The sequence below is a fragment of the Kitasatospora sp. NEAU-CNBT7 genome (assembly GCF_057220535.1).
This window is the reverse complement of record NZ_JBXQQB010000015.1, coordinates 50403-72319: the sequence shown is the minus strand read 5'-3', so window position 1 is coordinate 72319 and position 21917 is coordinate 50403. Positions and strand designations below refer to the sequence as shown.

Sequence of the window (21917 nt, the reverse complement as noted above, 5' to 3'; positions counted from 1 at the left end):
GCACCGCCCGCCCGCGCCCCGCCCCGTCCGTGACCCGCGCAGAGACACCGGTGCCCCGCCGCACGGGGACGCGGCGGGGCACCGGGAGGGTGGGCGGCGGTCAGGCCTTGGTGACGTCCTCGATCTCCTCGTCGCTCTCGCGGCCGGGGGTCTTGAGGTTGAACTTCACGATCGCGAAGCGGAACACGGCGTAGTAGATCGCGCCGAAGACCAGGCCGATCGGGATGATCAGCAGCGGCTTGCTCGCGAGGTGCCAGTTGATCACGTAGTCGATCAGGCCGGCCGAGAAGCTGAAGCCGTCGTGCACCCCGAGCGCCCAGGTGACGGCCATCGACAGCGCGGTGAGCACGGCGTGGATCGCGTAGAGCACCGGCGCGATGAACAGGAAGGTGAACTCGATCGGCTCGGTCACACCGGTGACGATGCTGGTCAGCGCGAGCGAGGTCATCATGCCGAGGACGACCTTGCGGCGCTCCGGGCGGGCGGCGTGCGCGATGGCGAGGGCGGCGGCGGGCAGCGCGAACATCATGATCGGGAAGAAGCCGGACTGGAACTGCCCTGCGGTCGGGTCGCCGGCCAGGAAGCGGTTGATGTCGCCGTTGACGACCTTGCCGGTGGCGTCGGTGAAGCTGCCGGTCTGGAACCACGCGTAGGTGTTGACGAACTGGTGCATGCCGATCGGGATCAGCGCGCGGTTGACCAGGCCGAAGATGCCGGCGCCGAGCGCACCCGCGCCCACCAGCTTGTCGTTGCCGCCGGAGATGACGTCACCGATCGGGCCCCAGCACAGGCCGAACAGGATGCCCAGCGCGGTGCCGACGAAGGCCATGATGATCGGGACGAGCCGGCGCCCGTTGAAGAAGCCGAGCCAGTCCACCAGCTTGGTGCGGTGGTACTTCTGCCACAGGACGGCGGCCAGCAGGCCCACCACCACCCCGCCGAGCACCCCGGGGTTCTGCGGCTTGCCGGCCGGCAGGGCGGCGGTCACCGTGCCCTCGGCCGGGAAGACGGTCAGCACCTGCTTGAAGACCAGGTAGCCGACCAGCGCGGCGAGGGCGGTCGAACCGTCGGCCTTCTTGGCGAAGCCGATGGCGACACCGACGCAGAACAGCAGCGGGAGGTTGTCCAGCACCGCACCGCCGGCCGCGCCGAACACCTGGACGAGCTTGGCGGGGAAGTGCCAGCTGGTCTGCACGTCCGGCTGGCCCAGACGGGCCAGGATGCCGGCGGCCGGGAGCACCGCGATCGGCAGCTGGAGGCTGCGGCCGACCTTCTGCAGGCCGGGAAGGATTCCGGAGCCGAACTTCTTTCCCGGCTTGGGGGCGGCGGCGGGTGCCGGAGCCTGCGCAGTCGTACTCATGGGGGTGGTTCCTCACGACAGGGCGGGTCGGACGTCGGGTGGAGCGTCGGGGGCCGACTCGCGAACTGGTCTACACCACTAGTGGTGTAGACCAGTTTTCTAACACGTGCGGACAGGGTGAGGAACCCCGGAAAGCCGCGCAGGTGGGAAGCGCTATGAAATCGAAACCTTGTTGTGGATTGGCGATCTTGGCTACCCGCCGTAACAGTTCTTTTGGCGAGTCGCGCAACAAAAGATTTCCCAAGTGGTGCGCAATCAGGCCTTGGTGACGTCCTCGACCTGGTCGTCGTCCTCGCGGCCGGGTGTCTTCACGTCGAACCGCACGATCACGAAGCGGAAGACCGCGTAGTAGACGGCCGCGAATCCCAGCCCGACCGGGATGATCACCCATGGCCTGGTGGCGAGGCTCCAGTTCAGCAGGTAGTCGATCAGCCCGGCGGAGAAGGCGAAGCCGTCGTGCACGCCGAGCCCCCAGGTGACCGCCATCGAGGCGCCGGTCAGCAGGGCGTGGAGGATGAACAGGACGGGGGCGATGTAGGCGAAGGAGTACTCGATCGGCTCGGTGATGCCGGTGATCGCGGAGGTGAGTGCGACCGAGGTCATCAGGCCGTAGATCTCCTTGCGGCGGTGCGGCTTGGCGCTGTGCGCGATGGCGAGGGCGGCCGCCGGCAGCGCGAACATGAAGATCGGGAAGAAGCCGGTCATGAACTGCCCGGCCGTCGGGTCGCCGGCCAGGAAGCGGGCGATGTCGCCGTGCACCTCGGTGCCGTCCGGCTTGACGTAGGTGCCGAACTGGAACCACGGGAAGAAGTTCAGCAGCTGGTGCATGCCGATCAGCAGCAGGGCGCGGTTGGCCACGCCGAACAGCCCGGAGCCGATCGACCCCAGGTCCGCCAGCCACTGCGCGAACGACTCCAGCGCGTCGCCGATCGGCGGCCACACCCACAGGCAGAGCGCCGCGAAGACCAGGCCGACCAGGGCGGTGATCATCGGGACCAGGCGCCGGCCGTTGAAGAAGCCCAGCCAGTCGACCAGCCTGGTGCGGTGGAAACGGACCCAGAGCCAGGCCGACATCAGGCCCATCAGGATGCCGCCGAGCACCCCGGGGTTCTGGAAGCCGACGTTGGAGGCCGACTGCTTGGCGTAGTCGATGCACTGGGTGCCGGCCACCACGCCCTTGCAGGCGCTGAGGTCGGGGAAGGCCTGGAGGACCTTGTAGTAGACCAGGAAGCCGGTCACCGCGGCCAGCGCGGTCGAACCGTCGGCCTTCTTGGCCATGCCGATCGCGACCCCGATGCAGAACAGCAGGGGCAGGCCGAGCGAGCCGTCCAGCAGGGCCGCGCCGGCCGCCGCGAAGGCCTTGGCCACGTTGTCCCAGCCGAGGCCGTCCGCGCCGAGCAGATCGGGCTGGCCGAAGCGGTTCAGGATGCCGGCCGCGGGCAGGACGGCCACCGGGAGCTGGAGGCTGCGGCCCATCTTCTGCAGGCCGCCGTAGAACGTCTGCCACCAGGGCGTCTGCGGAACCGTGGCGCCTGCCGAGCTCATGTCGTCCTCCGAGTGCCGGAACCCGCCAGGCCGGGCGGGAACGCGGGCGGGCTGTCCCGCGTTGTCCGGAGTGCACCTAGTATTGGTGTAGACCACTTCGGATGGGACGGTCGCGCCGGGTCCTGGGCCCAGTGATCGCCATCCTGGGACCGCAGCCCCGGGCCTGCGCGTCGGAGTAGCCCAAAAGTGGACTAACGTGGCATATCGTCCGGAGACGGGTGATGCTTGACGCGCTGCTCCGACGGCGCGACAGCTGATCGGGCGTCACCGTCCCCGGCAGCGCCCACCGCACACCGCACACGCAGTACGGCCGCTGGCGACATCCCGCCGAGGCGCCGCGACAGAGGGAGAAAGACATGGCCACCAAGGCTGAGAAGATCGTCGCCGGTCTCGGCGGTATCGACAACATCGAAGAGGTCGAAGGCTGCATCACCCGCCTGCGCACCGAGGTCGTCGACCCGAGCAAGGTCGACGAGGCCGCCCTCAAGGCCGCCGGCGCCCACGGGGTCGTCAAGATGGGCACCGCGATCCAGGTCGTCATCGGCACCGACGCCGACCCGATCGCCGCCGACATCGAGGACATGATGTGAGCTGACCCCCCGCTCACCACCACGGCCCGCCGCCCCCGCCCAGGGGCGGCGGGCCGTCGCGTACGCCCGGAACCACTACGCTCGTTGTCCATGTCACGAATCGACGGCCGCACCGCCGACCAGCTCCGCCCCATCACCATCGAGCGCGGCTGGAGCAAGCACGCCGAAGGATCCGTCCTGGTCTCCTACGGCGACACCAAGGTGCTCTGCACCGCCAGCGTCACCGAAGGCGTCCCCCGCTGGCGCAAGGGCAGCGGCGAGGGCTGGGTCACCGCCGAGTACGCCATGCTCCCGCGCGCCACCAACACCCGCGGCGACCGCGAATCCGTCCGCGGCAAGATCGGCGGCCGCACCCACGAGATCAGCCGCCTGATCGGCCGCTCCCTGCGCGCCGTCATCGACCACCGCGCCCTCGCCGAGAACACCTTCGTCCTCGACTGCGACGTCCTCCAGGCCGACGGCGGCACCCGCACCGCCGCCATCACCGGCGCCTACGTCGCCCTCGTCGACGCCGTCTCCTGGGCCCGCGAGAAGAAGATCCTGCGCGCCAAGGGCCAGCCCATCACCGGCGGCGTCAGCGCCGTCAGCGTCGGCATCATCGACGGCGTCCCGATGCTCGACCTGCGCTACGAGGAGGACGTCCGCGCCGAGACCGACATGAACATCGTCTGCACCTCGGACGGCCGCTTCGTCGAGGTCCAGGGCACCGCCGAAGGCGCCCCCTTCGACCGCGGCCTGCTCGACCAGCTGCTCGACCTCGGCACCCTCGGCTGCGCCGAACTCGACGAGATCCAGCGCAAGGCCCTCGAGGCCTGACCCCGCCCGGGCACCCCGGGCCCCGCGCCCGGACCCGACCCCGCGTCACCCCCGGCCGGCCGCCCACGCGGCCGGCCGGCCGCGTCGTGGCCGAACCCGCCGCCGGCGCAACCGCCGCCGCACCGCCCGGCGTCCTCACCGATGCTGTACACACCGCGGGCCAGCCCGTACGGTGCCCCCAGAGACCCCGCAGCCGCCGAACTCCCACCGAAGGAACGCGATGCCGCAGCCGGCCAGCATCAACCGCCCCGCCGCGTTGGCCGTGGCGGCCCTCGTCCTGATCCTGCCGCTCAGCGCGGTCAGCTGCTCCGCCGCCCAGAAGGCGATCGACTGCGGCAACACCGCGGTCACCATCACCAACGACATCGCCAACGTCTCCAGCGCGTTCAACAACGCCGGAAACGACCCCACGGCGGCCGGCCAGGCCATGCAGCAGCTCAAGAACGACATCGACAAGCTCGGCCGCAACTCCAGCGACACCGACGTCAGCAAGGCCCTCACCGACCTGCAGGCCCAGGTCCAGAACGTCCAGCAGGCCATGGACCGCAAGCAGGCCCCCGACCTGCAGCCGCTCGGCGCCGCCGCCGGCAACCTCAGCAAGGCCTGCACCGGCTGAGCCCGGACGACCCCCTAGGGTGGACGCCATGACTACCCGACGCCTCGTCCTCGCCACCCGCAACCGCCACAAGGTCGCGGAGCTGCGCGACATCCTCGGTGCCGCCGGGCTGGACGTCGAACTGGTCGGCGCCGACGCCTACCCCGAGACCCCCGACGTCCCCGAGACCGGGGTCACCTTCGCCGAGAACGCCCTGCTCAAGGCGCACGCCCTGGCCAAGGCCACCGGCCTGCCCGCGGTCGCCGACGACTCCGGCCTGTGCGTCGACGTGCTCGGCGGCGCCCCCGGCATCTTCTCCGCCCGCTGGGCCGGCAAGCACGGCGACGACCGCGCCAACCTCGACCTGCTGCTCGCCCAGCTCGGCGACATCTCCGACCCGCACCGCGCCGCCCACTTCGCCTGCGCCGCCGCCCTCGCCCTCCCGGACGGCACCGAGCGGGTCGTCGAGGGGCGGCTGCGGGGCACCCTGCGGACCACCCCCGCGGGCGACGGCGGATTCGGCTACGACCCGATCCTCCAGCCCGACGGCGAGACCCGTACCTGCGCCGAGCTCACCGCGGCCGAGAAGAACGCCATCAGCCACCGCGGCCAGGCCTTCCGCGCCCTCGCCCCGGTGGTACGCGAGCTGATCGGCTGAGACGCCGAGGGCCCGTACGGAGACCGGCTCCGGACGGGCCCTCGGGACGGTGCGGCCGGAGGGACTCGAACCCTCACGGACTAGGTCCACTAGCTCCTAAGGCTAGCGCGGCTGCCAATTACGCCACGGCCGCAGGCCCCCCAAGTCTAGAGCCTCCGCTCCGGATGCCGACACCGGCTTTCCGGTGGCACCGGCCGCGGCGGTCAGCCGCCCGGGCTCCGGCGGCCCGTCCTGTTGCGGCCGCAGTAGGTGTCGGTAACGGCATGGCAGTTGGGGCAGAGCAGCCGGAGGTTGTCGGGGCGGTTGTCCGACCAGTCGCCGCTGATGTGGTCGACCTCGAGGGTGAGCGGGCGGCCCTGCCAGACCGGACCGGTCCCGCAGGACTCGCACCGCTCGGGGCGGCCGAGTTCGGCCAGAGCCATCCGGATCCTGGCACCGGGCAGCCGCTTGGCGTCCGCGGGCCGCCGGACCAGGACGCGCTCCGGCGGCAGCCAGCGGGTGGAGTGCTTCCCGCGGCCGTGCGCCTGGCCGGTGAAGTGCGAGGTGTCGATGCCGAGCTTCTTGATCCGTCGGCCGATGTGGGCCTGGGTCCCGCCGGCCTGGCGCTGGCCGAGGTGGCGGACGACGCCCGCCACGCTGTGGCAGACCGCGACGGCCTCCTCCAGCAGTTCCCTGGTGTAGATGCTGCCGGTCGGCCGGAAGTGCGCGGTGTCGACGGCGTACGCGGCGAGCCTGCTGCGCAGGTACCGGCGGGTGTGGGTGCCCGGCTCGCGGCCGAGCGCGACCAGCAGCTCGTCCAGCGAGGACGCGGACGCTGCCAGGGCGGTGAGCAGTTCGCGGGTGTATCGGACCGGCATGGTGGCCCCTCCCCTGGGGGGTCGGTGGGTTTCGTCCCGTGGAGATACGAACGAGTGTTGGGGCGGGCGGGTACGGGGTGTGCGGAGCGGGCGGGGGTGGTGGGGTCCGGGAGGGGCGCGGGAGTGTCGGTTCACTACCGATTGGTACAGACCTATTGACCTATGTGGTTCAGACCACATAGCTTCGGCGCACTCCGCGGTGCACGGTCCGGCAGTTGACGGGCCGTGATTCCGCGGGGCGCAAACCTCCCCCACAGGCGCGTCCCCACAGCGCGTCCGACACTCTCTCCTGGAGGACCGAGTGTTGATCCGAAACGCGACGGCGCAGCGTCCCACCGCTGCCGGCCGTCCGAAGACCTCCGGCGGGCGGCCGGCGTTCGCCGCCACGGCGGCCGCCTCGCTGGCCGGGCTGCTGATGGCGACCCTGGGTGCGACGCCCTCGCAGGCGGCCGTCGACAACCAGGCGTGCCGTCCGGACGGGATGTACTCCACGCCGGGCGTGGACGTGCCCTACTGCAGCGTGTACGACACCGCGGGCCGGGAGAAGATGGGCGCGGACCACCAGCGCCGCATCATCGGCTACTTCACGGGCTGGCGCACCGGACAGGACGGCACCCCCGCCTACCTGGTGAACAACATCCCGTGGGACAAGGTCACGCACCTCAACTACGCGTTCGGTCACATCGACAGCGCCAACAAGCTGTCGGTCGGCGCGGATTCGCCGACCAACGCCGCCACCGGGATGACCTTCCCGGGCGTGCCGGGCGCCGAGATGGACCCGTCGCTGCCGTACCAGGGCCACTTCAACCTGCTGACCAAGTTCAAGAAGCAGTACCCGAACGTGAAGACCCTGATCTCGGTGGGTGGTTGGGCCGAGACCGGCGGCTACTTCGGGGACGACGGCAACCGGGTGAACTCCGGCGGCTTCTACTCGATGACCACCACCGCGGACGGCAGCGTCAACCAGGCCGGGATCAACACCTTCGCGGACTCCGCGGTGGACTTCATCAAGAAGTACGGGTTCAACGGCGTCGACATCGACTACGAGTACCCGACCTCGATGAAGGACGCGGGCAACCCGCTCGACGCCTCGATCTCCAACGCCAAGCGGGCCTCGCTGGTCAAGGGCTACGCGGCGCTGATGAAGACGCTGCGCGAGAAGCTGGACCGGGCCGGCGCCGCGGACGGGAAGCACTACCTGCTGTCGGTGGCCGCGCCTTCGTCCGGCTACCTGCTGCGCGGCATGGAGACCTTCCAGGTCACCCAGTACCTGGACTACGTCAACATCATGTCGTACGACCTGCACGGTGCCTGGAACAAGTACGTGGGCCCGAACGCCTCGCTGTACGACGACGGCAAGGACGCCGAGCTGGCCGCCGCCAACGTGTACGGGACCTCGCAGTACGGCGGGATCGGGTACCTGAACACCGACTGGGCGTACCACTACTTCCGCGGTGCGATGCCGGCCGGGCGGATCAACGTCGGGCTGCCGTACTACACCCGCGGGTTCAAGAACGTCACCGGCGGCACCAACGGCCTCTAGGGCACCTCGTCGACCTCCACCTGTCCGGCGGGGGCGGGGCTGACCACCTGTGGCGACGGCGCGGTCGGCATCGACAACCTCTGGCACGACCTGGACACCAACGGCAAGGAGTCCCCGGCGGGCTCCAACCCGATGTGGCACGCGAAGAACCTGGAGAAGGGTGTCGTCCCGGACTACCTGTCGAAGTACGGGCTGACCGACACCGCGCTGCAGGGCACCTACAGCCGCAACTACAGCTCCTCGCTGGTCGCGCCGTGGCTGTGGAACGACACCAAGAAGGTCTTCCTGTCGACGGAGGACGAGGAGTCGGTGGCGGCCAAGGCCGACTACATCGTCAACCAGGGTGCCGGCGGCACGATGATCTGGGAGCTGGCCGGCGACTACCGGTGGGACGCCACCGCCAACGGCGGCAAGGGCGAGTACGTGGCGGGGTCGACCCTGACCTCGCTGATGTACGACAAGTTCAAGGCGGCCTCGCCGTACGGCGCGGTGCGCTCGACGGTCGCGCTGCCGGCGCAGACCCTGCCGATCGACGTGTCGTTCACCAACTTCGCGCTGGGCGACTCGAACTACCCGATCAACCCGAAGATCCACATCGTCAACAACTCGGCCCAGACCCTGCCGGGCGGCACCGAGTTCCAGTTCGACTACGCCAACTCGGCGCCGGGCAACGCCAAGGACCAGTCCGGCTTCGGGCTGACGGTGATCCGGCAGGACCACACCGCGGCCAACAACGTGGGCGGCCTCAAGGGGACGTACAACCGGGTCTCGGTCAAGCTGCCGGGCTGGCAGTCGCTGGCGCCGGGTGCCTCGGTCGACCTGGACTTCGTCTACTACCTGCCGGTCTCGACCCCGGCCAACTGGACGGTCAACGTCGGCGGCACGCTGTACGGCCTGGCCGGTGACCTGACCCGCGGCTCGACCGGCGGCGGCACCGCCTCGCCGAGCCCGTCGCAGTCGGCGAGCCCGTCGGCCTCCGCCAGCCCGTCGCAGTCGGCGAGCCCGTCGGCCTCGGCCAGCCCCTCGCAGTCCGCGAGCCCGTCGGCCTCGGCCAGCCCCTCGCAGTCGGCGAGCCCGACCGGCGGCGGTTGCACCGCGCCGAGCTGGAGCGCCGCGGCGGTGTACGCCACCACCGGCACCAAGGTGTCGTGGAAGGGCCACCAGTACAGCAACAAGTGGTGGACCACCAATGAGGACCCCTCGACCACCGGTCAGTGGGGCGTGTGGAGCGACCTCGGGGTCTGCTGACCCGAGGTGAGAGACGGCGGTGGCGGTCGACCCGGTCGGGGGGTCGGCCGCCACCGCTCCACTGTTCCCGGGCGGGACGGGGCGGTGCGGGGGCAGAAACGGCTGGCGCACGGCCGGCCCGGGCTGGGACGCTGGCGCCTTCCCCGACCCCCTGGAGCGCTGTGATGTCCCGACCCGGTCTGCGCGAGGTCCGCGCCGCGCACGACGACACCGGTCTGGTGGTGTACCAGGCCTATCCGGCCGTGATCGCGGACGCGGCGCTGGCGGCGGGGACGTTCGTGGCGCCGTTCAAGCGGGAGCGGATGACCTGGATCAAACCGTCGTTCCGCTGGATGATGTACCGCTCGGGGTGGGGCACCAAGGCCGGCCAGGAACGGGTGCTGGCGGTCCGGATCAGCCGCGAGGGCTTCGCGTGGGCGCTCGCCAACGCGTGCCCGAGCCACCACGACCGGGACCGGTACGCCTCGGCCGCGGAGTGGAAGGCGGAGCTGAAGGCGAGCCCGGTCCGGGTGCAGTGGGATCCGGAGCGTTCCACCCGGCTCGGCCCGCTGACGCACCGGGCGGTCCAGATCGGCCTGAGCGGGCCCGCGGTGCACCGCTACGTCGACGACTGGATCCTCGGGGTCGAGGACGTCACGGCCCTGGCCCACGAGGCGCACGCCCTGGTCCGGGAGGGCCGCCCCGGGGCGGCCGACGCGCTGATCCCCGCGGAGCCGCCGTACCCGCTGCCGACCGCTCTCGCGGTGCGGATCGGCGCCACGGCCTGAGCGGGCCGGGGCCCGCCGGTCCCGGCCGGGTGGCCCCTGCTCAGTGCTCCAGATCGGCGCGCATGGCGGTGAACAGCCGGGCGGCCTCGGCGGGGGTGGTGCGCGGGAAGAGGGCCACGGCGGCGGTGGAGGCGTCGGTCCAGCCGCAGATGACGTCGGTGGTGGGGGCCTCGGGCAGCGAGAGGCACTCGACCGAGCCGCCGAGCGGGCCGGGCGGGTAGGGCCGGGCGGTGGTCGGAGAGCCGGTGGAACCGTTCTGCAGCGCGTAGTCGATCAGGCCGCGCCACAGGTGCTCGCGGCGCTTGGCCGGGTCCTCGGGGACGGCGTCGACGCCGAGGAGGAGGACCGGGCGGCCGCCGGCGGCGGTCCGGTAGGTGTCGGCCACCAGGTGCATGCCGTCGCGCATCTCACCGGGGTCGATCGGCACGTCGGAGAGCGCGCCGTCCCCGGTCACCGCGGCGAGGCCGCCGGCCTTGGCGGCGCGGACCAGGGTGCGGCCGCCCGCCGCGGCGGCGGTGCTGGTGGCCGTGGTGGACGAGGAGGCGGCGGTGGTCCGGCCGGCGGCGGCCGCGGTCGGGGCGGCCGTTCCGGCCGCGGTGCCGCTGCCCTCGGGATCGCACCCGGTGAGCGCGATGACGGTCACCGCGGCCGCGGCGGCGAGCATCACGCGGGCGGCGCGGGATCTGCGGGCGGGCCGGGCGGGCTGGGTCGGCAGGGGTCGTTGGATCGGCGGGGTCGGCTGGGTCGGCACGGCGGTCTCCCGGGGGTGCGGCGTGGTGAGGGCGGGCTGCTGGACCCGTTGCGCGGCACGCTAGTGGGGACCGGGGTGCGGCGGCCGGACGATTCCCGTTCCCGGACGCCACCGGGACCTGACGGTGACACGGCTCGGCGGCCCGCCCGGAGGGACCGGGAGGCCGCCGAAGTGGTGGGCCGTCAGGCCGTGCGGGGCTCAGCCCGCGTTGATCTTGAGGTCGCGGAGCAGCTTGGCGACATGGCCGGTGGCCTTGACGTTGTACAGGGCGCGCTCGACCTTGCCCTGCTCGTCGACGATGATCGTGGAGCGGATCACGCCGACGTAGGTGCGGCCGTAGTTCTGCTTCTCGCCGTACGCGCCGTAGGCCTCCAGGACCGTGTGGTCCGGGTCGGCGACCAGGGTGACCTTGAGGTTCTCGGCCTCGCGGAACTTGCCGAGCTTCTCGGGCTTGTCCGGGGAGACGCCGATGACGTCGTAGCCGGCGCCGGCGAAGACCTCCAGGTTGTCGGTGAAGTCGCAGGCCTGGGTGGTGCAGCCGGGGGTGAGGGCGGCCGGGTAGAAGTACACGATCACCTTGCGGCCGAGGTGGTCGGCGAGGGACACCTGGTTGCCGTCGGCGTCGGACAGGGTGAAGGCGGGGGCGGTGTCGCCGGCCTGGAGGCGCTCGCTCACGGGTGGATCTCTCCTCGAACGTGGAGTGGGTGGTCGTGCCACGGCCAACCTACCCCTGTTGGTGGGTGGCGCCGTGCGTGTTGGCGGGTGGCGCTGCGCGGCCCGGGCGGGGAGCTGACAGACTGGCCCTGTCGTACCGGACAACGGCAGGAAGAAGAGGGGTGGCCCGAGTGGGCGAGGCGAGCACGAAGGACAAGGCGGCCCGGTCGACGGCGCAGATCGAGGCGGACATCTCCCGGACCCGTGACCGGCTCGCGTCGACCCTGGACGAGCTGGCGATGCGGGTGCACCCGACCACGATCGCCGCGCAGACCAAGGCGAGGGTGCTGGCCTCGGTGGAGCAGAAGGCCGGGCGGGCGTACGTCGCCGCGAGCGGTGCGCTGGAGCAGGTGAAGGCGCAGTTCACCGACGAGAAGGGGCAGCCGCGGCCGGAGCGGATCGTCCCGGTGGCGCTGGTCGGCGTCGGGGTGCTGCTGCTGGCGGCGTCGGCCCGCAAGCGCCGCAAGGGCTGACCGCGGGGCCGCGCGGGGCGTGGCAGGCAGGGCCGGGAGGGTCGCGACCCGCCCGGCCCTTGTGCTGCCGCCGCGGTGGCCGTGGCCGTGCTGCGGCCGTGCTGCGGCCGGGGTGGACACGCCCCCGGCGGCCGGGGCGGGTACGGTCGGGGGCGTGAGCAAGAACGACGAGCTGAGTGTGCAGCACGATGAGCCCCGCCACGACCGGCTGGGGGAGAAGCTGCCGATCCGGATGCTGCACGACCGGGTGCTGGTGAAGACCGAGGGCAGTGAGGGCGAGCGCCGCTCGACCGGCGGCATCCTGATCCCCGCGACCGCGGAGCTGAGTAAAAGATGCGCGTGGGCGGAAGCTGTGGCGGTAGGCCAGAGCGTGCGCTCGGTCGAGCCCGGTGACCGGGTGCTGTACGACCCGGAGGACAAGCTCGAGGTCGAGGTGCGCGGCGCGACGTACGTGCTGCTGCGCGAGCGCGACCTGCATGCGGTGGCTGCGGGACGGTTCGGCGACACCGAAGGATCGACCGGCCTGTACCTGTGAGGTCCGGCTGCCCCGGAGCAGGCGGAACCGGGGCAGCGCCTTGGATCTGTGGTGTGTCCGTCGTAGACGCACGTCGAGCGCCGCGACCAGGATGGATGGCGCCAGTTCGGTGTCCGGCGCGGTCAGGCGAGCGGAGCGCCGTTCTCCAGGTAGGTGGTTTGGGCGGTCGCGCGAGCAGCACAGGCAGCGTGAACGCGACGGGCCAGCCGCGGAATGAGGTGGGCGTCCAATTCGTCGTGCTCGTGGAACGCGTACTCGCCGATCTCCACGCCATCGAGATTGATCTTGGCGAGCCACTCCGGCGAGAGCAGCCCGCCATCGAACACGAAGAGCAACTTGTCACCTTCGGTCGGGTGAGGCGCCCAGTCGGCAACGAGAAGCCGGCCGATCGGCGGCGTGATGCCGAGTTCCTCCTCGACCTCTCGGGCGGCGCCCTCGCTGGGAGTCTCTCCCGGGTGCAGGTAGCCTCCGGGGATCTCCCACCCGGGCTTGTAGGTCGGTTTGACCAGGAGGACCCGGCCGGTCTCGTCAAAGAACAGTGCACCGGCAGCGGTTCGGGGCTGCGCTACGGCTTCGCCGACTTCGGAGTCACTCATGCGCACGACCTTAGCCGCCGAGCACGGTCATCCCACGACGTGGAGGCGTTGGGCGATCCCTGCAAGCTGATGGCTGGGCTTTCCGCGCTGTTGGCGGACCCATGCAGTCACCAGGCGCCGTGAGATGAGGTGGTAGCGCACCTGCTCCGGCGCCAGCTCCTCGGCGTCCAGCACGAGTGCGAGGGCCTCATCCGTGCGGTTCTGCGCACTGTACGCGCGGGCGAGTTCGAGGGTGTGCCGTACCCGGCGTTCCAGCGGCAGCATCGACGGGTCGACGCGCGGCCCCAAGTCGGCGGCGACCTGGACGTCTCCCAGTTCCATCGCCGTCGATACCCGGTGGATGGCAACGTTCGTCGGTCCGAACGCTGTCCACATGTGGTTGGCATCGTGACCGAGACGCTGGGCCACCCGGTCCGCCTCCTTGAGGAACTCGCGTACCGCACTGCGGTCGTCGAGCCGAGCGGCGGCCATGGAGCCGACGAGGAACAGCGTGCCGTAGATCGAAAGATGGGTCGGTGAGGCGGCGTCGAGCCCGCTTTCCAGGTAGCTGGTGGAGTCCGCGACGAGTTCCTTGGAAGCGGCCGGACGACCGTTGGCCAACAGGCAGTGGGAGACCGATCTGAAGAGAGAACCGATCACGACGAGGTCGCCCGATTCCTGGGCTGCCGCCAGTCCCCGGTCTGCGGCCATCCAGGCAAGATCGGCCTCGCCGATCTTCGTCAGAACCATGGCCGCGCCTTGGTAGGCCATGGCAAGTAGTGCTTTGGCGAGTAGTCGCTTGTCGCCCTCGTAGGTGCGTGCCGCGCGCTGGGCTTCTTCCAGGATGCCGGGGATCAGGCGGGTGGCACGGGCATACCGGGCGTCCTGGTACGCGGACCACGCCGAGCCGACATCTGCGCGCAGGATGTCCAGGTCCGGCGGCTCCTCGTCCGATGCAGGCGCCAGCAGCGAGGACATCTGCTTGTAGTCCATCAGCGCTTCACGCAGCTCGGGCACGGTGCTGCCCCGGACATCGGCCGTCCACTCCAGGAGCGAGGGCTCGGCGAGGAGATCGCCGGGCTGGATGTCCAAGGCGTCCGCCAACGCCTTGATGACCGACAGCCGGTCCAGTTCGATGCGGCCGTTCTCCACCTTGCTCAGCCAGTCCGCGGTCCGACCGACGAGGCCGGCCAGCACCTCCTGCGGCATCCCTCGGCGACGGCGGTACCAGGCAACACGTTCGCCGAAGCTCAGCATCTCAGTCATCCCACGCATGGCTCCACCATCGCGCTCCCCGCCCTCCCACCCCCGGAAGATTTTTCCGGGTCCCCCTCTCCTCATGCTCCTAGCGTTCTGACTGGCCATCAAGCACGCGTGCCGAGTGGCTTTGCAACCGGCGTCAGAGGGCGGTGCGACGTGATCAGGTCCGACTTAGCAGCTCGTAGCAGCGGCAGCGCTCCCGCGGGGGCGGACTTCATTTGGCTGCCCCGTCAGAGGAGATCCGTGGGCGCAGCCCGTGGCCTGCTCCGGACGTTCCTCGGCAGTGTCCCGGGCGGTGACGAGCTTCTCCCAGCCGGCGAGTTGGTGCTCTCGGAGCTCGCCACCAATGCGATCGAGCACGCATCCGTCCCGCCCGGGCGGTTGATCGCGGTGCGCTTCGAGATGGTGACCGCTCAGCTGCGCCTCGAAGTGCACGACGCGAGCAGAGAGTGGCCGACGGTGCGACCGCCGGCCGGTGGCTACGAGGAGTCGGGGCGTGGGCTGCTGCTGGTGGAGTCGCTGGCGTCCGGATGGGGCTGCTGCCTGCGGCCCGGTGGTGTCGGCAAGTTCGTGTGGGCCGTGGTCGACCCGCTGGAGGGGGCGCCATGAGGTGGGGCGAGAGGTGGTGCGGCCGCCTGGCGGCTGTCGGTACTGCGGCGCCGGGGGTCCGACCGGCCTGTACCTGTAGCGCCGTGCCCGTGGCGGCGCCGGGGTAATCCGGCTGCGGCCGGGGGCCGGTGACGGTACGTTGAATCTCCACATCTGAACAGCTCCACGGACCAGCTCCGCACGTCCGCCCCGGGTACCCCCGGGGTCCGACGGTCGGAGCCGTTCCGTCTGCCCTCGCGGATGCGCGCATTTCTGCACGCCGGCCGGTGCGGCGGTGGCGGTGGTGGCATCCCGGGCGGGCGGGTCCGCCGGAATAAGTCGACAAGGAGATATTGTGACGTTAACAGCGCAGCTCGGGGCGGTGCGCGGCGGCACCGCCCGGCTGTACCTCGCGGTCGCCCGCGGCGCCTTCCGCCGGTACGCCACCTACCGGGCCGCGACCATGGCCGGGGCCTTCACCAACACCGTCTTCGGCTGCATCCTGGCCTACACCTTCCTGGCGCTCTGGCACGCCCGGCCCGGCCTCGGCGGGTACGACACCCGGCAGGCCGTCACCTACATCTGGATCAGCCAGGCGCTGCTGGTCACCGTCGCGGTCTGGGGCGGCGGCTTCCAGGACGACGTCCAGGACCGGTTCCGGACCGGCGACATCGCCGTCGACCTGTACCGGCCGGTGGACTTCCAGGGCTGGTGGCTGGCGACCGACCTCGGCCGGGCCGGCTTCCACCTGCTGGCCCGGGGCGCCGTACCGACGCTGGCCGGCATCGTCCTCTTCGACACCCGGCTGCCGGCCGACCCGGCGGTCTGGGCGGCCTTCCTGGTCTCGGTGCTGCTCGCCGTGGTGGTCAGCTTCGGGCTGCGCTTCCTGGTCTCGCTGACCGGCTTCTGGCTGCACGACTCGGAGGGCGTCCGGGCGGTGATGCTGGTGGTCTCGATGTTCTTCTCCGGGATGCTGCTGCCGCTCGCCCTGTTCCCCGGCGGGCTCGGCCGGATCGCGGCCGAACTGCCCTGGGCCGCGCTGATCTCGGTGCCCACCGACGTCCTGCTGGAGCGCCGCACCGGCGCCGCCCTCCTCACCGGCCTCGCCTTCCAGGCCGCCTGGGCGGCCGTGCTGCTCGCGGCCGGCCGCGGCGTCCAGCTGCTGGCCACCCGCAAGGTGGTGGTCCAGGGTGGCTGAGACCCTGACCGCGCGGGCCGCCTGGTCGGTCCGCTCGTGGTGGCTGGTGGCCGCGATGTGGACCCGCTCGATCATGGCGTACCGGGTCTCGTTCGTCCTGATGCTGCTCGCCAACATCGCCACCAACTCGCTCGACTTCGTGGTGCTGCTGCTGATGTTCCGGCACACCGACACCCTCGGCGGCTGGACCCTGCCCGAACTCGCCTTCCTGTACGGCACCTCGGGCCTCGCGCTGGGCCTGGCCAACCTGCTGGTCGGCAGCATCGACGCGCTCGGCCAGCGGATCCGGGCCGGCACCCTGGACATCGTGCTGATCCGGCCCGCACCGGCGCTCGCCCAGCTCTGCGCGGAACGCTTCTCGCTGCGCCGCCTCGGCCGTCCGCTGCAGGCGGGGGCGCTGCTGGCCTGGTCGCTCAGCCGCCTCGACGTCCACTGGACGGCGGACCGGCTGCTGCTGATGCCCATGATGGTCTGCGCCGGAACGGTCATCTTCGCCTGCGTCTTCATCGGCGGTGCCAGCGTGCAGTTCTGGTGGGACGAGGCCAAGGAGCTGCAGAACTCCTTCACCTACGGCGGCGCCACCATGCTGCAGTACCCGCCCACCGTGTTCGCCCGGGAGCTGGTCGCCGGCACCGTCTTCGGACTGCCGCTGGCCTTCGTCAACTGGCTGCCCGCGCTGCGGATCCTCGACAAGCCCGACCCGCTCGGCCTGCCCGCCGCCTTCCAGTACGCCTCGCCGCTCGCCGCCGCCCTGTGCGTGCTGGCCGCGGCGGCGGCCTGGCGGGCCGGCCTGCGCGCCTACCGCGGCACCGGCAGCTGACCTTCACCACAGAGGAGTTGGACATGGCACTGATCGAACTCGAGGACGTCCGGCGGAGCTTCACGGTCCGCACCAGGGCGGGCCGGCTGCGCCGGGTCAAGCGCGAGGTCCGCGCGGTGGACGGGCTGAGCTTCACGGTCGACGCGGGCGAGTGCGTCGGCTACATCGGCCCGAACGGCGCCGGCAAGTCCACCACCATCAAGATGCTCACCGGCATCCTGGTCCCCAGCTCGGGCCGGCTCCGGGTGGCCGGGGTGGACCCGGCCCGCGAACGCACCCGGCTGGCCCAGCGGATCGGGGTGGTGTTCGGCCAGCGCACCACCCTCTGGTGGGACCTGCCGCTGCGCGACTCGTACGAACTGGCCCGCCGGATCTACCGGATCCCCGACGCCCGGCACCGGGCCAACCTGGACCGCTGCGTCGAACTCCTCGACCTCGGCTCCCTGCTGGACACCCCCGTCCGGCAGCTCTCGCTCGGCCAGCGGATGCGCGGCGACCTGGCCGCCGCCCTGCTGCACGACCCGCAGGTGCTGTACCTCGACGAGCCGACCATCGGCCTCGACGTGGTCAGCAAGGCCAAGGTCCGGGAGTTCCTGCGCGAGGTCAACACCGACCGCGGCACCACCGTGCTGCTCACCACTCACGACCTCACCGACATCGAGCAGCTGTGCGGCCGGGTGATGGTGATCGACCACGGCCGGGTGGTGTACGACGGCGGCCTGGGCGGCCTGCACGCGGCCGGCGAGAGCGAACGCACCCTGGTGGTCGACCTGGCCGAGCCGCGGCCCGCCATCGAGGTGCCCGGCGCCCGGGTGGTCCGGGTCGAGGGGCCGCGCCAGTGGCTGGCCTTCCCGGCGCAGGAGAGCGCGGCGCCGCTGCTCGCCTCGGTGGCGGCCCGGTACCCGCTGGTCGACCTGTCGGTGCGCGAGCCCGCCATCGAGGACGTGATCGCCCGGATGTACGCGGAGGCCGTCATCGGGTGACCACCGCGCGGCCCGGCCACCCGGCGCTGATCCGTTGGGGGGAAGCGCAGTAACCGGGCCCCGGGCGCGGCAGTTGTCACCTGGTGACTCTGCCAGCGCGTGAGGACCCGATGACCGTACCCGATGTCAGCGTCGTGATCGCCGTCCGCGACGCCCTGCCCCGGCTGGCGGACTCCCTGGCCTCGCTGGCCGGGCAGACCCTCGGTACCGGGCGCCTGGAGGTGGTGGCGGTCGCCCACGGCCCGGCCGGCGGCGGCGCGGAGCTCGCCCGCCTCGCGCAGTGCCACCCGGACCTGCTCCGGGTGGCCCCGCCGCCGGGCGCCGGCGGTCCGGCGGGGGCGGCCGACCACGGCACCGCGCTGGCCGCCGGCCGGTACGTGCTGCGGCTGCCGGCCGGCGACCGGCTCGGCGCCGAGGCGCTGGAGCGGCTGGTCGCCACCGCCGACCGGCTGGGCTCCGACGTGGTGCTGCCGCTGCCGGTCGGCCCGGACGGCCGGGCGCGCCGGCACGGGATCTTCGCCGCCCCGGCCGACCGGGTCTCCCGCACCGACCCCGCGCTGCCCTGGGCGCTGTCCGAGACCATGCTGGTCCGCCGCGAGCTGATCACCGGACACGGGCTGCGCCGCCGCCCCGACCTGCCGCTCCACGCCGAGCAGGTGTTCGCCGTCGCCGCGCTGCTGCACGCCCGGCGGATCTCCGTACCGACCGACTACGGCTACCTCCTCCCGGCGCACCGGACCGCCCGCCGGGCCGAGCCGGGCGAGGTGCTGCGCGGCGTCCGGGCCGTCCAGGAGGTGGTCGAGCGGCTCACCGGGCCCGGCCCCGAACGGGACGCGATCCACGGCCGCTACTTCGGCTGGGAGCTGCCGCAGCTGCTCCAGCCGCCGTTCCTGGCCCTGGACGGCCCGGAGCAGCTGGCGGTGCTGGCGGAGACCGGCCGCCTGGTCGACCGGTACTGCTCGCCCGCCCTGTTCGTCCGGCTGCCGGTCGCCGACCGGCTGCGGCTCGCGCTCGCCCGGCGCGGCGAACTCGCCGCGCTGCGCGGCCTGATCGCCCACGAGGCGGTGCACGGCCCGCCGCCCGAGGTCCGCCGCGGCGGGCGCAGGTACGCGGGCTACCCGGCGTTCCGCGACCCCGCGCTCGGCCTGCCCGACGCGCTCTTCGAACTTCCGGGGGGCCCGGCCGTGCGGCCCCCGGGGTGGCGCCGACTGGTGCCGCGCCAGGTCAGGCGTGAGGCACGCAGGTGGCGCCGGGCCTGGCGGGACGCCCGGCCGGCGAAGGCGGCAGGGAGCTGAACATGAGGGACATCTGCGTGGTGGGCCTGGGCGCGATCGGGCTGCCGCTGGCGGTGCAGTTCGCGTCGAAGGGGCACCTGGTCACCGGGGCGGACCCGGCGCCGGAGGTGGTGGCCGCGGTGGCGGCGGGCCGCCCGCCGGCCGGCCCGGAGCCCGAACCGGAGGTGGCCGACCTGCTCGCGCAGGTGGTGGCGGACGGCCGGCTGCGCGCCACCACCGACCCGGCGGCGGCCGCGGCCGGCGCCGAGGCGGTCGTGATCACGGTGCCGCTGCTCACCGACGCGCAGGGCGAGCCGGACTTCGGGCAGCTGGACGCCGCGACCGACGCGGTGGCCGGCGGCCTGCGGCAAGGCACCCTGGTCAGCTACGAGTCGACGCTGCCGATCGGGACGGTCCGGGGCCGGTTCGCCCGGCGGCTGGAGGCCGGTTCCGGGCTGGTGGCGGGCCGGGACTTCGCGCTGGTGTTCAGCCCGGGGCGGGTCCGGGCCGGCCGGGTCCTGGCGGACCTGCGGCGCAGCCCCAAGCTGGTCGGCGGGATCGACGAGGCCTCCACCGAGCAGGGCGCCGAGTTCTACCGCTCGGTGCTGGACTTCGACCCGCGCCCGGACCTGGAGCGGGCCAACGGCGTCTGGGCGCTGGACTCGGCCGAGGCGGCCGAGTTCGCCAAGCTCGCCGAGACCACCTACCGGGACGTCAACATCGCGCTGGTCAACCAGTTCGCCCGGTACGCCGACCGGGTCGGGGTCGACCTCGGCCAGGTCATCGAGGCCTGCAACTCGCAGCCGCACAGCCATCTGCACCGCCCGGGGATCACGGTCGGCGGCGACTGCGTACCGGTCCACCCGCGGCTGTACCTGTGGAACGACCCGCACGCCAGCGTGGTCCGGGCCGCCCGGGAGGCCAACGAGGCGGTGCCCGGGTACGCGGTCGGGCTGCTGGAGGGGGCGCTCGGCCCGCTGGGCGGGGTCGCGGTCGGGGTGCTCGGCGCGGCCTCCCGCGGCGGGGTCAGGGAGACCGCCTACTCCGGGGTGTTCGCCCTGGTCGAGGCGTTGCGGGCGGCCGGCGCGCAGCCGTACGTCTCGGACCCGCTGTACGGCGTCGAGGAGCTCACCGCGCTCGGGCTGCCCGCCGACGAGGGCAAGCCGGTCAGTGCGCTGGTGGTGCAGACCGACCACCCGCAGTACCGGGAGCTCGGCGCGGTGGACCACCCCGGGGTGCGGGTGCTGCTGGACGGCCGGCGGATCACCGACCCGGCCCGCTGGGAGGGCGTTCGCCGGATCGTGCTGGGCGGTGGCGGGGTCTGAGGCCCGGGGCGGGCCCGGGCGGGGCAGACTGTCGGGGTGACCCTTGATCAGAGAGTGAGCCGGGAGGAACCGCCCCGGCCCGGCCCGGGTGTCCGCTTCACCGCCGCGGACGAGCTCAAGAGCCGCGGTGTGCGGCGGATGAAGGCGTTCGCCACCGGGCTGCTGGCCTTCGCCACCCTGGTGTTCGCGCTGGCCACCTGGGCCGACGCGGCGGGCGCCGGGGCGTGGGCGGGCTACGTCGCGGCCGCCGCCGAGGCGGGGATGGTCGGCGCGCTGGCGGACTGGTTCGCGGTGACCGCGCTGTTCCGGCGGCCGTTCGGGCTGCCGATCCCGCACACCGCGATCATCCCGACCAAGAAGGACGCGTTCGGCCGCTCGCTCGGCGACTTCGTCGGCGACAACTTCCTGTCCGCCCCGGTGGTCCGGGCCCGGCTGGGGTCGATCGGGATCGCCCGGCGGCTCGGCGAGTGGCTGGCCGCCCCCGGCAGCGCGGAACGGGTGACCCGGGAGGCCGCCGCCGCGCTGCGCGGGCTGCTCGCGGTGCTGCGCGACGAGGACGTCCAGGCGGTGGTCGCCGAGGCGGTCGGCCGGCGGGCCGCGGCCACCTCGGTCGCCGAGCCGGCCGGGCGGCTGCTGGGCCGGGTGGTCGCCGACGGGGGCCACCACGGGGTGGTCGACCTGATCACCGTACGGGTGCACGACTGGCTGGTGGACCACCACGAGGACGTGGTGCAGCGGGTCACCGCGAAGACCCCGGGCTGGACGCCGAAGTTCGTCGACCACCAGGTCGGCGAGCGGGTCTACAAGGAGCTGCTGCGCTTCGTCACCGACATCCGCGACGATCCCGGGCACGCCGCGCGCGGCGCCGTCGACAACTTCCTGGCGGACTTCGCCACCGAACTCCAGCACGACCCCGACACCATCGCCCGGGTGGAGCGCGCCAAGGCCGAGCTGCTGGCCCGCCCCGAGGTGCAGGACCTGATCGCCACCACCTGGACGGCGGTGCGCACCCTGGTGATGACGGCCGCCGAGGACGAGGACAGCGAGCTGCGCCGGCGCATCCGCGACGCTCTGCGCCGGCTCGGACAGCGGCTGGCCACCGACGCCCGGCTGCAGGCCAAGGCGGACGGCTGGCTGCAGGACGCCGCCGAGTACGTGGTGGCGACCTACCGCGAGGAGATCACCTCGCTGATCTCCGACACGGTGGCGGGCTGGGACGCCGACGAGGCCTCGCGCAAGATCGAGGCCAACGTCGGGCGCGACCTGCAGTTCATCCGGATCAACGGCACGGTGGTGGGCGCGCTGGCCGGACTGCTGATCCACACCGTCGCGGTGGCCCTGGGCGGCTGACCGGGCCGGGCCGCCCGGGTCCGTACGATGAGATCGAATCCGACCGGTACGTGATGAAGGAGCGCCAGGGTGGCTGAGGAAAAGAGCGGTAT

21 protein-coding genes, 1 tRNA gene and 1 pseudogene are annotated in these 21917 nt (G+C 72.3%); 15 read left to right on the top strand and 8 right to left on the bottom strand.

The window, feature by feature from the left end; genetic code table 11:
• Positions 1–100: 100 nt before the first annotated feature.
• Together AC2TEW_RS20560 and AC2TEW_RS20555 are read right to left on the bottom strand one after the other, a co-directional pair.
• A complete protein-coding gene (locus AC2TEW_RS20560) occupies positions 101–1360 on the bottom strand; it encodes a PTS transporter subunit EIIC (RefSeq protein WP_033823837.1) in 1260 nt (419 codons plus the stop codon).
• Between the two features lie 255 nt (positions 1361–1615).
• A complete protein-coding gene (locus AC2TEW_RS20555; RefSeq protein ID WP_484624786.1) occupies positions 1616–2905 on the bottom strand; it encodes a PTS transporter subunit EIIC in 1290 nt (429 codons plus the stop codon).
• Positions 2906–3261: 356 nt separating this feature from the next.
• On the opposite strand from AC2TEW_RS20555, the gene AC2TEW_RS20550 reads away from it, so the two are divergent.
• From AC2TEW_RS20550 to rdgB, 4 genes are all read left to right on the top strand, one after another.
• Entirely contained in the window at positions 3262–3495 is a 234-nt protein-coding gene (locus AC2TEW_RS20550) for a PTS sugar transporter subunit IIB (RefSeq protein ID WP_030569190.1), read from the top strand.
• A 90-nt stretch (positions 3496–3585) separates the two neighbouring features.
• Positions 3586–4311, top strand: a complete 726-nt coding sequence (rph, locus tag AC2TEW_RS20545) for a ribonuclease PH (protein WP_484624785.1) — start codon at positions 3586–3588, stop codon at positions 4309–4311.
• A gap of 220 nt (positions 4312–4531) precedes the next feature.
• Complete coding sequence (locus AC2TEW_RS20540; protein ID WP_484624784.1) at positions 4532–4927, top strand: DUF8711 family protein; 396 nt, start codon at positions 4532–4534, stop codon at positions 4925–4927.
• A 28-nt stretch (positions 4928–4955) separates the two neighbouring features.
• Positions 4956–5564, top strand: coding sequence for an RdgB/HAM1 family non-canonical purine NTP pyrophosphatase (gene rdgB / locus AC2TEW_RS20535; RefSeq protein ID WP_484624783.1), 609 nt, complete (start codon positions 4956–4958; stop codon positions 5562–5564).
• A gap of 50 nt (positions 5565–5614) precedes the next feature.
• Here the strand turns inward: rdgB and AC2TEW_RS20530 are convergent.
• Both AC2TEW_RS20530 and AC2TEW_RS20525 read right to left on the bottom strand, forming a co-directional pair.
• A tRNA-Leu gene (locus AC2TEW_RS20530) sits at positions 5615–5697 on the bottom strand.
• Between the two features lie 70 nt (positions 5698–5767).
• Complete coding sequence (locus AC2TEW_RS20525; protein WP_484624782.1) at positions 5768–6421, bottom strand: HNH endonuclease signature motif containing protein; 654 nt, start codon at positions 6419–6421, stop codon at positions 5768–5770.
• A 415-nt stretch (positions 6422–6836) separates the two neighbouring features.
• On the opposite strand from AC2TEW_RS20525, the pseudogene AC2TEW_RS20520 reads away from it, so the two are divergent.
• Together AC2TEW_RS20520 and AC2TEW_RS20515 are read left to right on the top strand one after the other, a co-directional pair.
• Positions 6837–9212, top strand: a pseudogene (locus AC2TEW_RS20520) (chitinase C-terminal domain-containing protein).
• 164 nt (positions 9213–9376) lie between these two features.
• Positions 9377–9979 (top strand): DUF4291 domain-containing protein, encoded by a 603-nt coding sequence (locus tag AC2TEW_RS20515; RefSeq protein WP_484624781.1) that lies wholly within the window; start codon positions 9377–9379, stop codon positions 9977–9979.
• Between the two features lie 40 nt (positions 9980–10019).
• On the opposite strand, the gene AC2TEW_RS20510 is transcribed toward AC2TEW_RS20515, so the two are convergent.
• Both AC2TEW_RS20510 and bcp read right to left on the bottom strand, forming a co-directional pair.
• Positions 10020–10730: a hypothetical protein gene (locus AC2TEW_RS20510; protein WP_484624780.1), complete on the bottom strand. Its 711-nt coding sequence runs from the start codon at positions 10728–10730 to the stop codon at positions 10020–10022.
• Between the two features lie 198 nt (positions 10731–10928).
• Positions 10929–11405, bottom strand: a complete 477-nt coding sequence (gene bcp, locus AC2TEW_RS20505; RefSeq protein WP_359892461.1) for a thioredoxin-dependent thiol peroxidase — start codon at positions 11403–11405, stop codon at positions 10929–10931.
• Between the two features lie 161 nt (positions 11406–11566).
• Between bcp and AC2TEW_RS20500 the strand changes: the two genes are divergently transcribed.
• Complete coding sequence (locus tag AC2TEW_RS20500) at positions 11567–11917, top strand: DUF3618 domain-containing protein (protein ID WP_484624779.1); 351 nt, start codon at positions 11567–11569, stop codon at positions 11915–11917.
• Positions 11918–12149: 232 nt separating this feature from the next.
• Complete coding sequence (locus tag AC2TEW_RS20495; RefSeq protein ID WP_484624864.1) at positions 12150–12452, top strand: GroES family chaperonin; 303 nt, start codon at positions 12150–12152, stop codon at positions 12450–12452.
• A gap of 122 nt (positions 12453–12574) precedes the next feature.
• Here the strand turns inward: AC2TEW_RS20495 and AC2TEW_RS20490 are convergent, their stop codons facing one another.
• Together AC2TEW_RS20490 and AC2TEW_RS20485 are read right to left on the bottom strand one after the other, a co-directional pair.
• Entirely contained in the window at positions 12575–13048 is a 474-nt protein-coding gene (locus tag AC2TEW_RS20490) for an NUDIX domain-containing protein (RefSeq protein ID WP_484624778.1), read from the bottom strand.
• A gap of 27 nt (positions 13049–13075) precedes the next feature.
• Positions 13076–14293 carry a helix-turn-helix domain-containing protein gene (locus AC2TEW_RS20485; protein WP_484624777.1) on the bottom strand — a complete coding sequence of 406 codons (1218 nt, stop codon included), beginning with the start codon at positions 14291–14293 and terminating at the stop codon, positions 13076–13078.
• A 237-nt stretch (positions 14294–14530) separates the two neighbouring features.
• Here AC2TEW_RS20485 and AC2TEW_RS20480 point away from each other — a divergent pair, with 237 nt between their 5' ends.
• From AC2TEW_RS20480 to AC2TEW_RS20450, 7 genes are all read left to right on the top strand, one after another.
• Positions 14531–14896, top strand: a complete 366-nt coding sequence (locus AC2TEW_RS20480) for an ATP-binding protein (RefSeq protein ID WP_484624776.1) — start codon at positions 14531–14533, stop codon at positions 14894–14896.
• Positions 14897–15230: 334 nt separating this feature from the next.
• Entirely contained in the window at positions 15231–16073 is an 843-nt protein-coding gene (locus AC2TEW_RS20475) for an ABC transporter permease (protein ID WP_484624775.1), read from the top strand.
• On the top strand, positions 16066–16893 hold the full coding sequence (locus AC2TEW_RS20470) for an ABC transporter permease (protein WP_484624774.1): 828 nt from the start codon (positions 16066–16068) through the stop codon (positions 16891–16893). Before AC2TEW_RS20475 ends, AC2TEW_RS20470 begins: the two co-directional genes overlap by 8 nt.
• 23 nt (positions 16894–16916) lie before the next feature.
• A complete protein-coding gene (locus AC2TEW_RS20465; RefSeq protein WP_484624773.1) occupies positions 16917–17876 on the top strand; it encodes an ABC transporter ATP-binding protein in 960 nt (319 codons plus the stop codon).
• Positions 17877–17986: 110 nt separating this feature from the next.
• Positions 17987–19171 carry a glycosyltransferase family 2 protein gene (locus tag AC2TEW_RS20460; RefSeq protein ID WP_484624772.1) on the top strand — a complete coding sequence of 395 codons (1185 nt, stop codon included), beginning with the start codon at positions 17987–17989 and terminating at the stop codon, positions 19169–19171.
• 2 nt (positions 19172–19173) lie between these two features.
• The gene (locus AC2TEW_RS20455) at positions 19174–20475 is read left to right on the top strand and encodes a nucleotide sugar dehydrogenase (RefSeq protein WP_484624771.1); all 1302 of its coding nucleotides are present in this window, start codon (positions 19174–19176) and stop codon (positions 20473–20475) included.
• A 36-nt stretch (positions 20476–20511) separates the two neighbouring features.
• A complete protein-coding gene (locus AC2TEW_RS20450; RefSeq protein ID WP_484624770.1) occupies positions 20512–21825 on the top strand; it encodes a DUF445 domain-containing protein in 1314 nt (437 codons plus the stop codon).
• Positions 21826–21917 lie beyond the last annotated feature (92 nt).

Bases quoted from the DNA above. Each gene is read 5' to 3' on its own strand.
- AC2TEW_RS20465 (WP_484624773.1), top strand. From the start codon at position 16,917: ATGGCACTGATCGAACTCGAGGACGTCCGGCGGAGCTTCACGGTCCGC.
- AC2TEW_RS20525 (WP_484624782.1), bottom strand. From the start codon at position 6,421: ATGCCGGTCCGATACACCCGCGAACTGCTCACCGCCCTGGCAGCGTCC.
- AC2TEW_RS20515 (WP_484624781.1), top strand. From the start codon at position 9,377: ATGTCCCGACCCGGTCTGCGCGAGGTCCGCGCCGCGCACGACGACACC.
- AC2TEW_RS20550 (WP_030569190.1), top strand. From the start codon at position 3,262: ATGGCCACCAAGGCTGAGAAGATCGTCGCCGGTCTCGGCGGTATCGAC.
- AC2TEW_RS20555 (WP_484624786.1), bottom strand. From the start codon at position 2,905: ATGAGCTCGGCAGGCGCCACGGTTCCGCAGACGCCCTGGTGGCAGACG.
- AC2TEW_RS20495 (WP_484624864.1), top strand. From the start codon at position 12,150: ATGCTGCACGACCGGGTGCTGGTGAAGACCGAGGGCAGTGAGGGCGAG.
- AC2TEW_RS20560 (WP_033823837.1), bottom strand. From the start codon at position 1,360: ATGAGTACGACTGCGCAGGCTCCGGCACCCGCCGCCGCCCCCAAGCCG.
- AC2TEW_RS20460 (WP_484624772.1), top strand. From the start codon at position 17,987: ATGACCGTACCCGATGTCAGCGTCGTGATCGCCGTCCGCGACGCCCTG.
- AC2TEW_RS20455 (WP_484624771.1), top strand. From the start codon at position 19,174: ATGAGGGACATCTGCGTGGTGGGCCTGGGCGCGATCGGGCTGCCGCTG.
- AC2TEW_RS20485 (WP_484624777.1), bottom strand. From the start codon at position 14,293: ATGACTGAGATGCTGAGCTTCGGCGAACGTGTTGCCTGGTACCGCCGT.
- rdgB (WP_484624783.1), top strand. From the start codon at position 4,956: ATGACTACCCGACGCCTCGTCCTCGCCACCCGCAACCGCCACAAGGTC.
- AC2TEW_RS20490 (WP_484624778.1), bottom strand. From the start codon at position 13,048: ATGAGTGACTCCGAAGTCGGCGAAGCCGTAGCGCAGCCCCGAACCGCT.
- rph (WP_484624785.1), top strand. From the start codon at position 3,586: ATGTCACGAATCGACGGCCGCACCGCCGACCAGCTCCGCCCCATCACC.
- AC2TEW_RS20540 (WP_484624784.1), top strand. From the start codon at position 4,532: ATGCCGCAGCCGGCCAGCATCAACCGCCCCGCCGCGTTGGCCGTGGCG.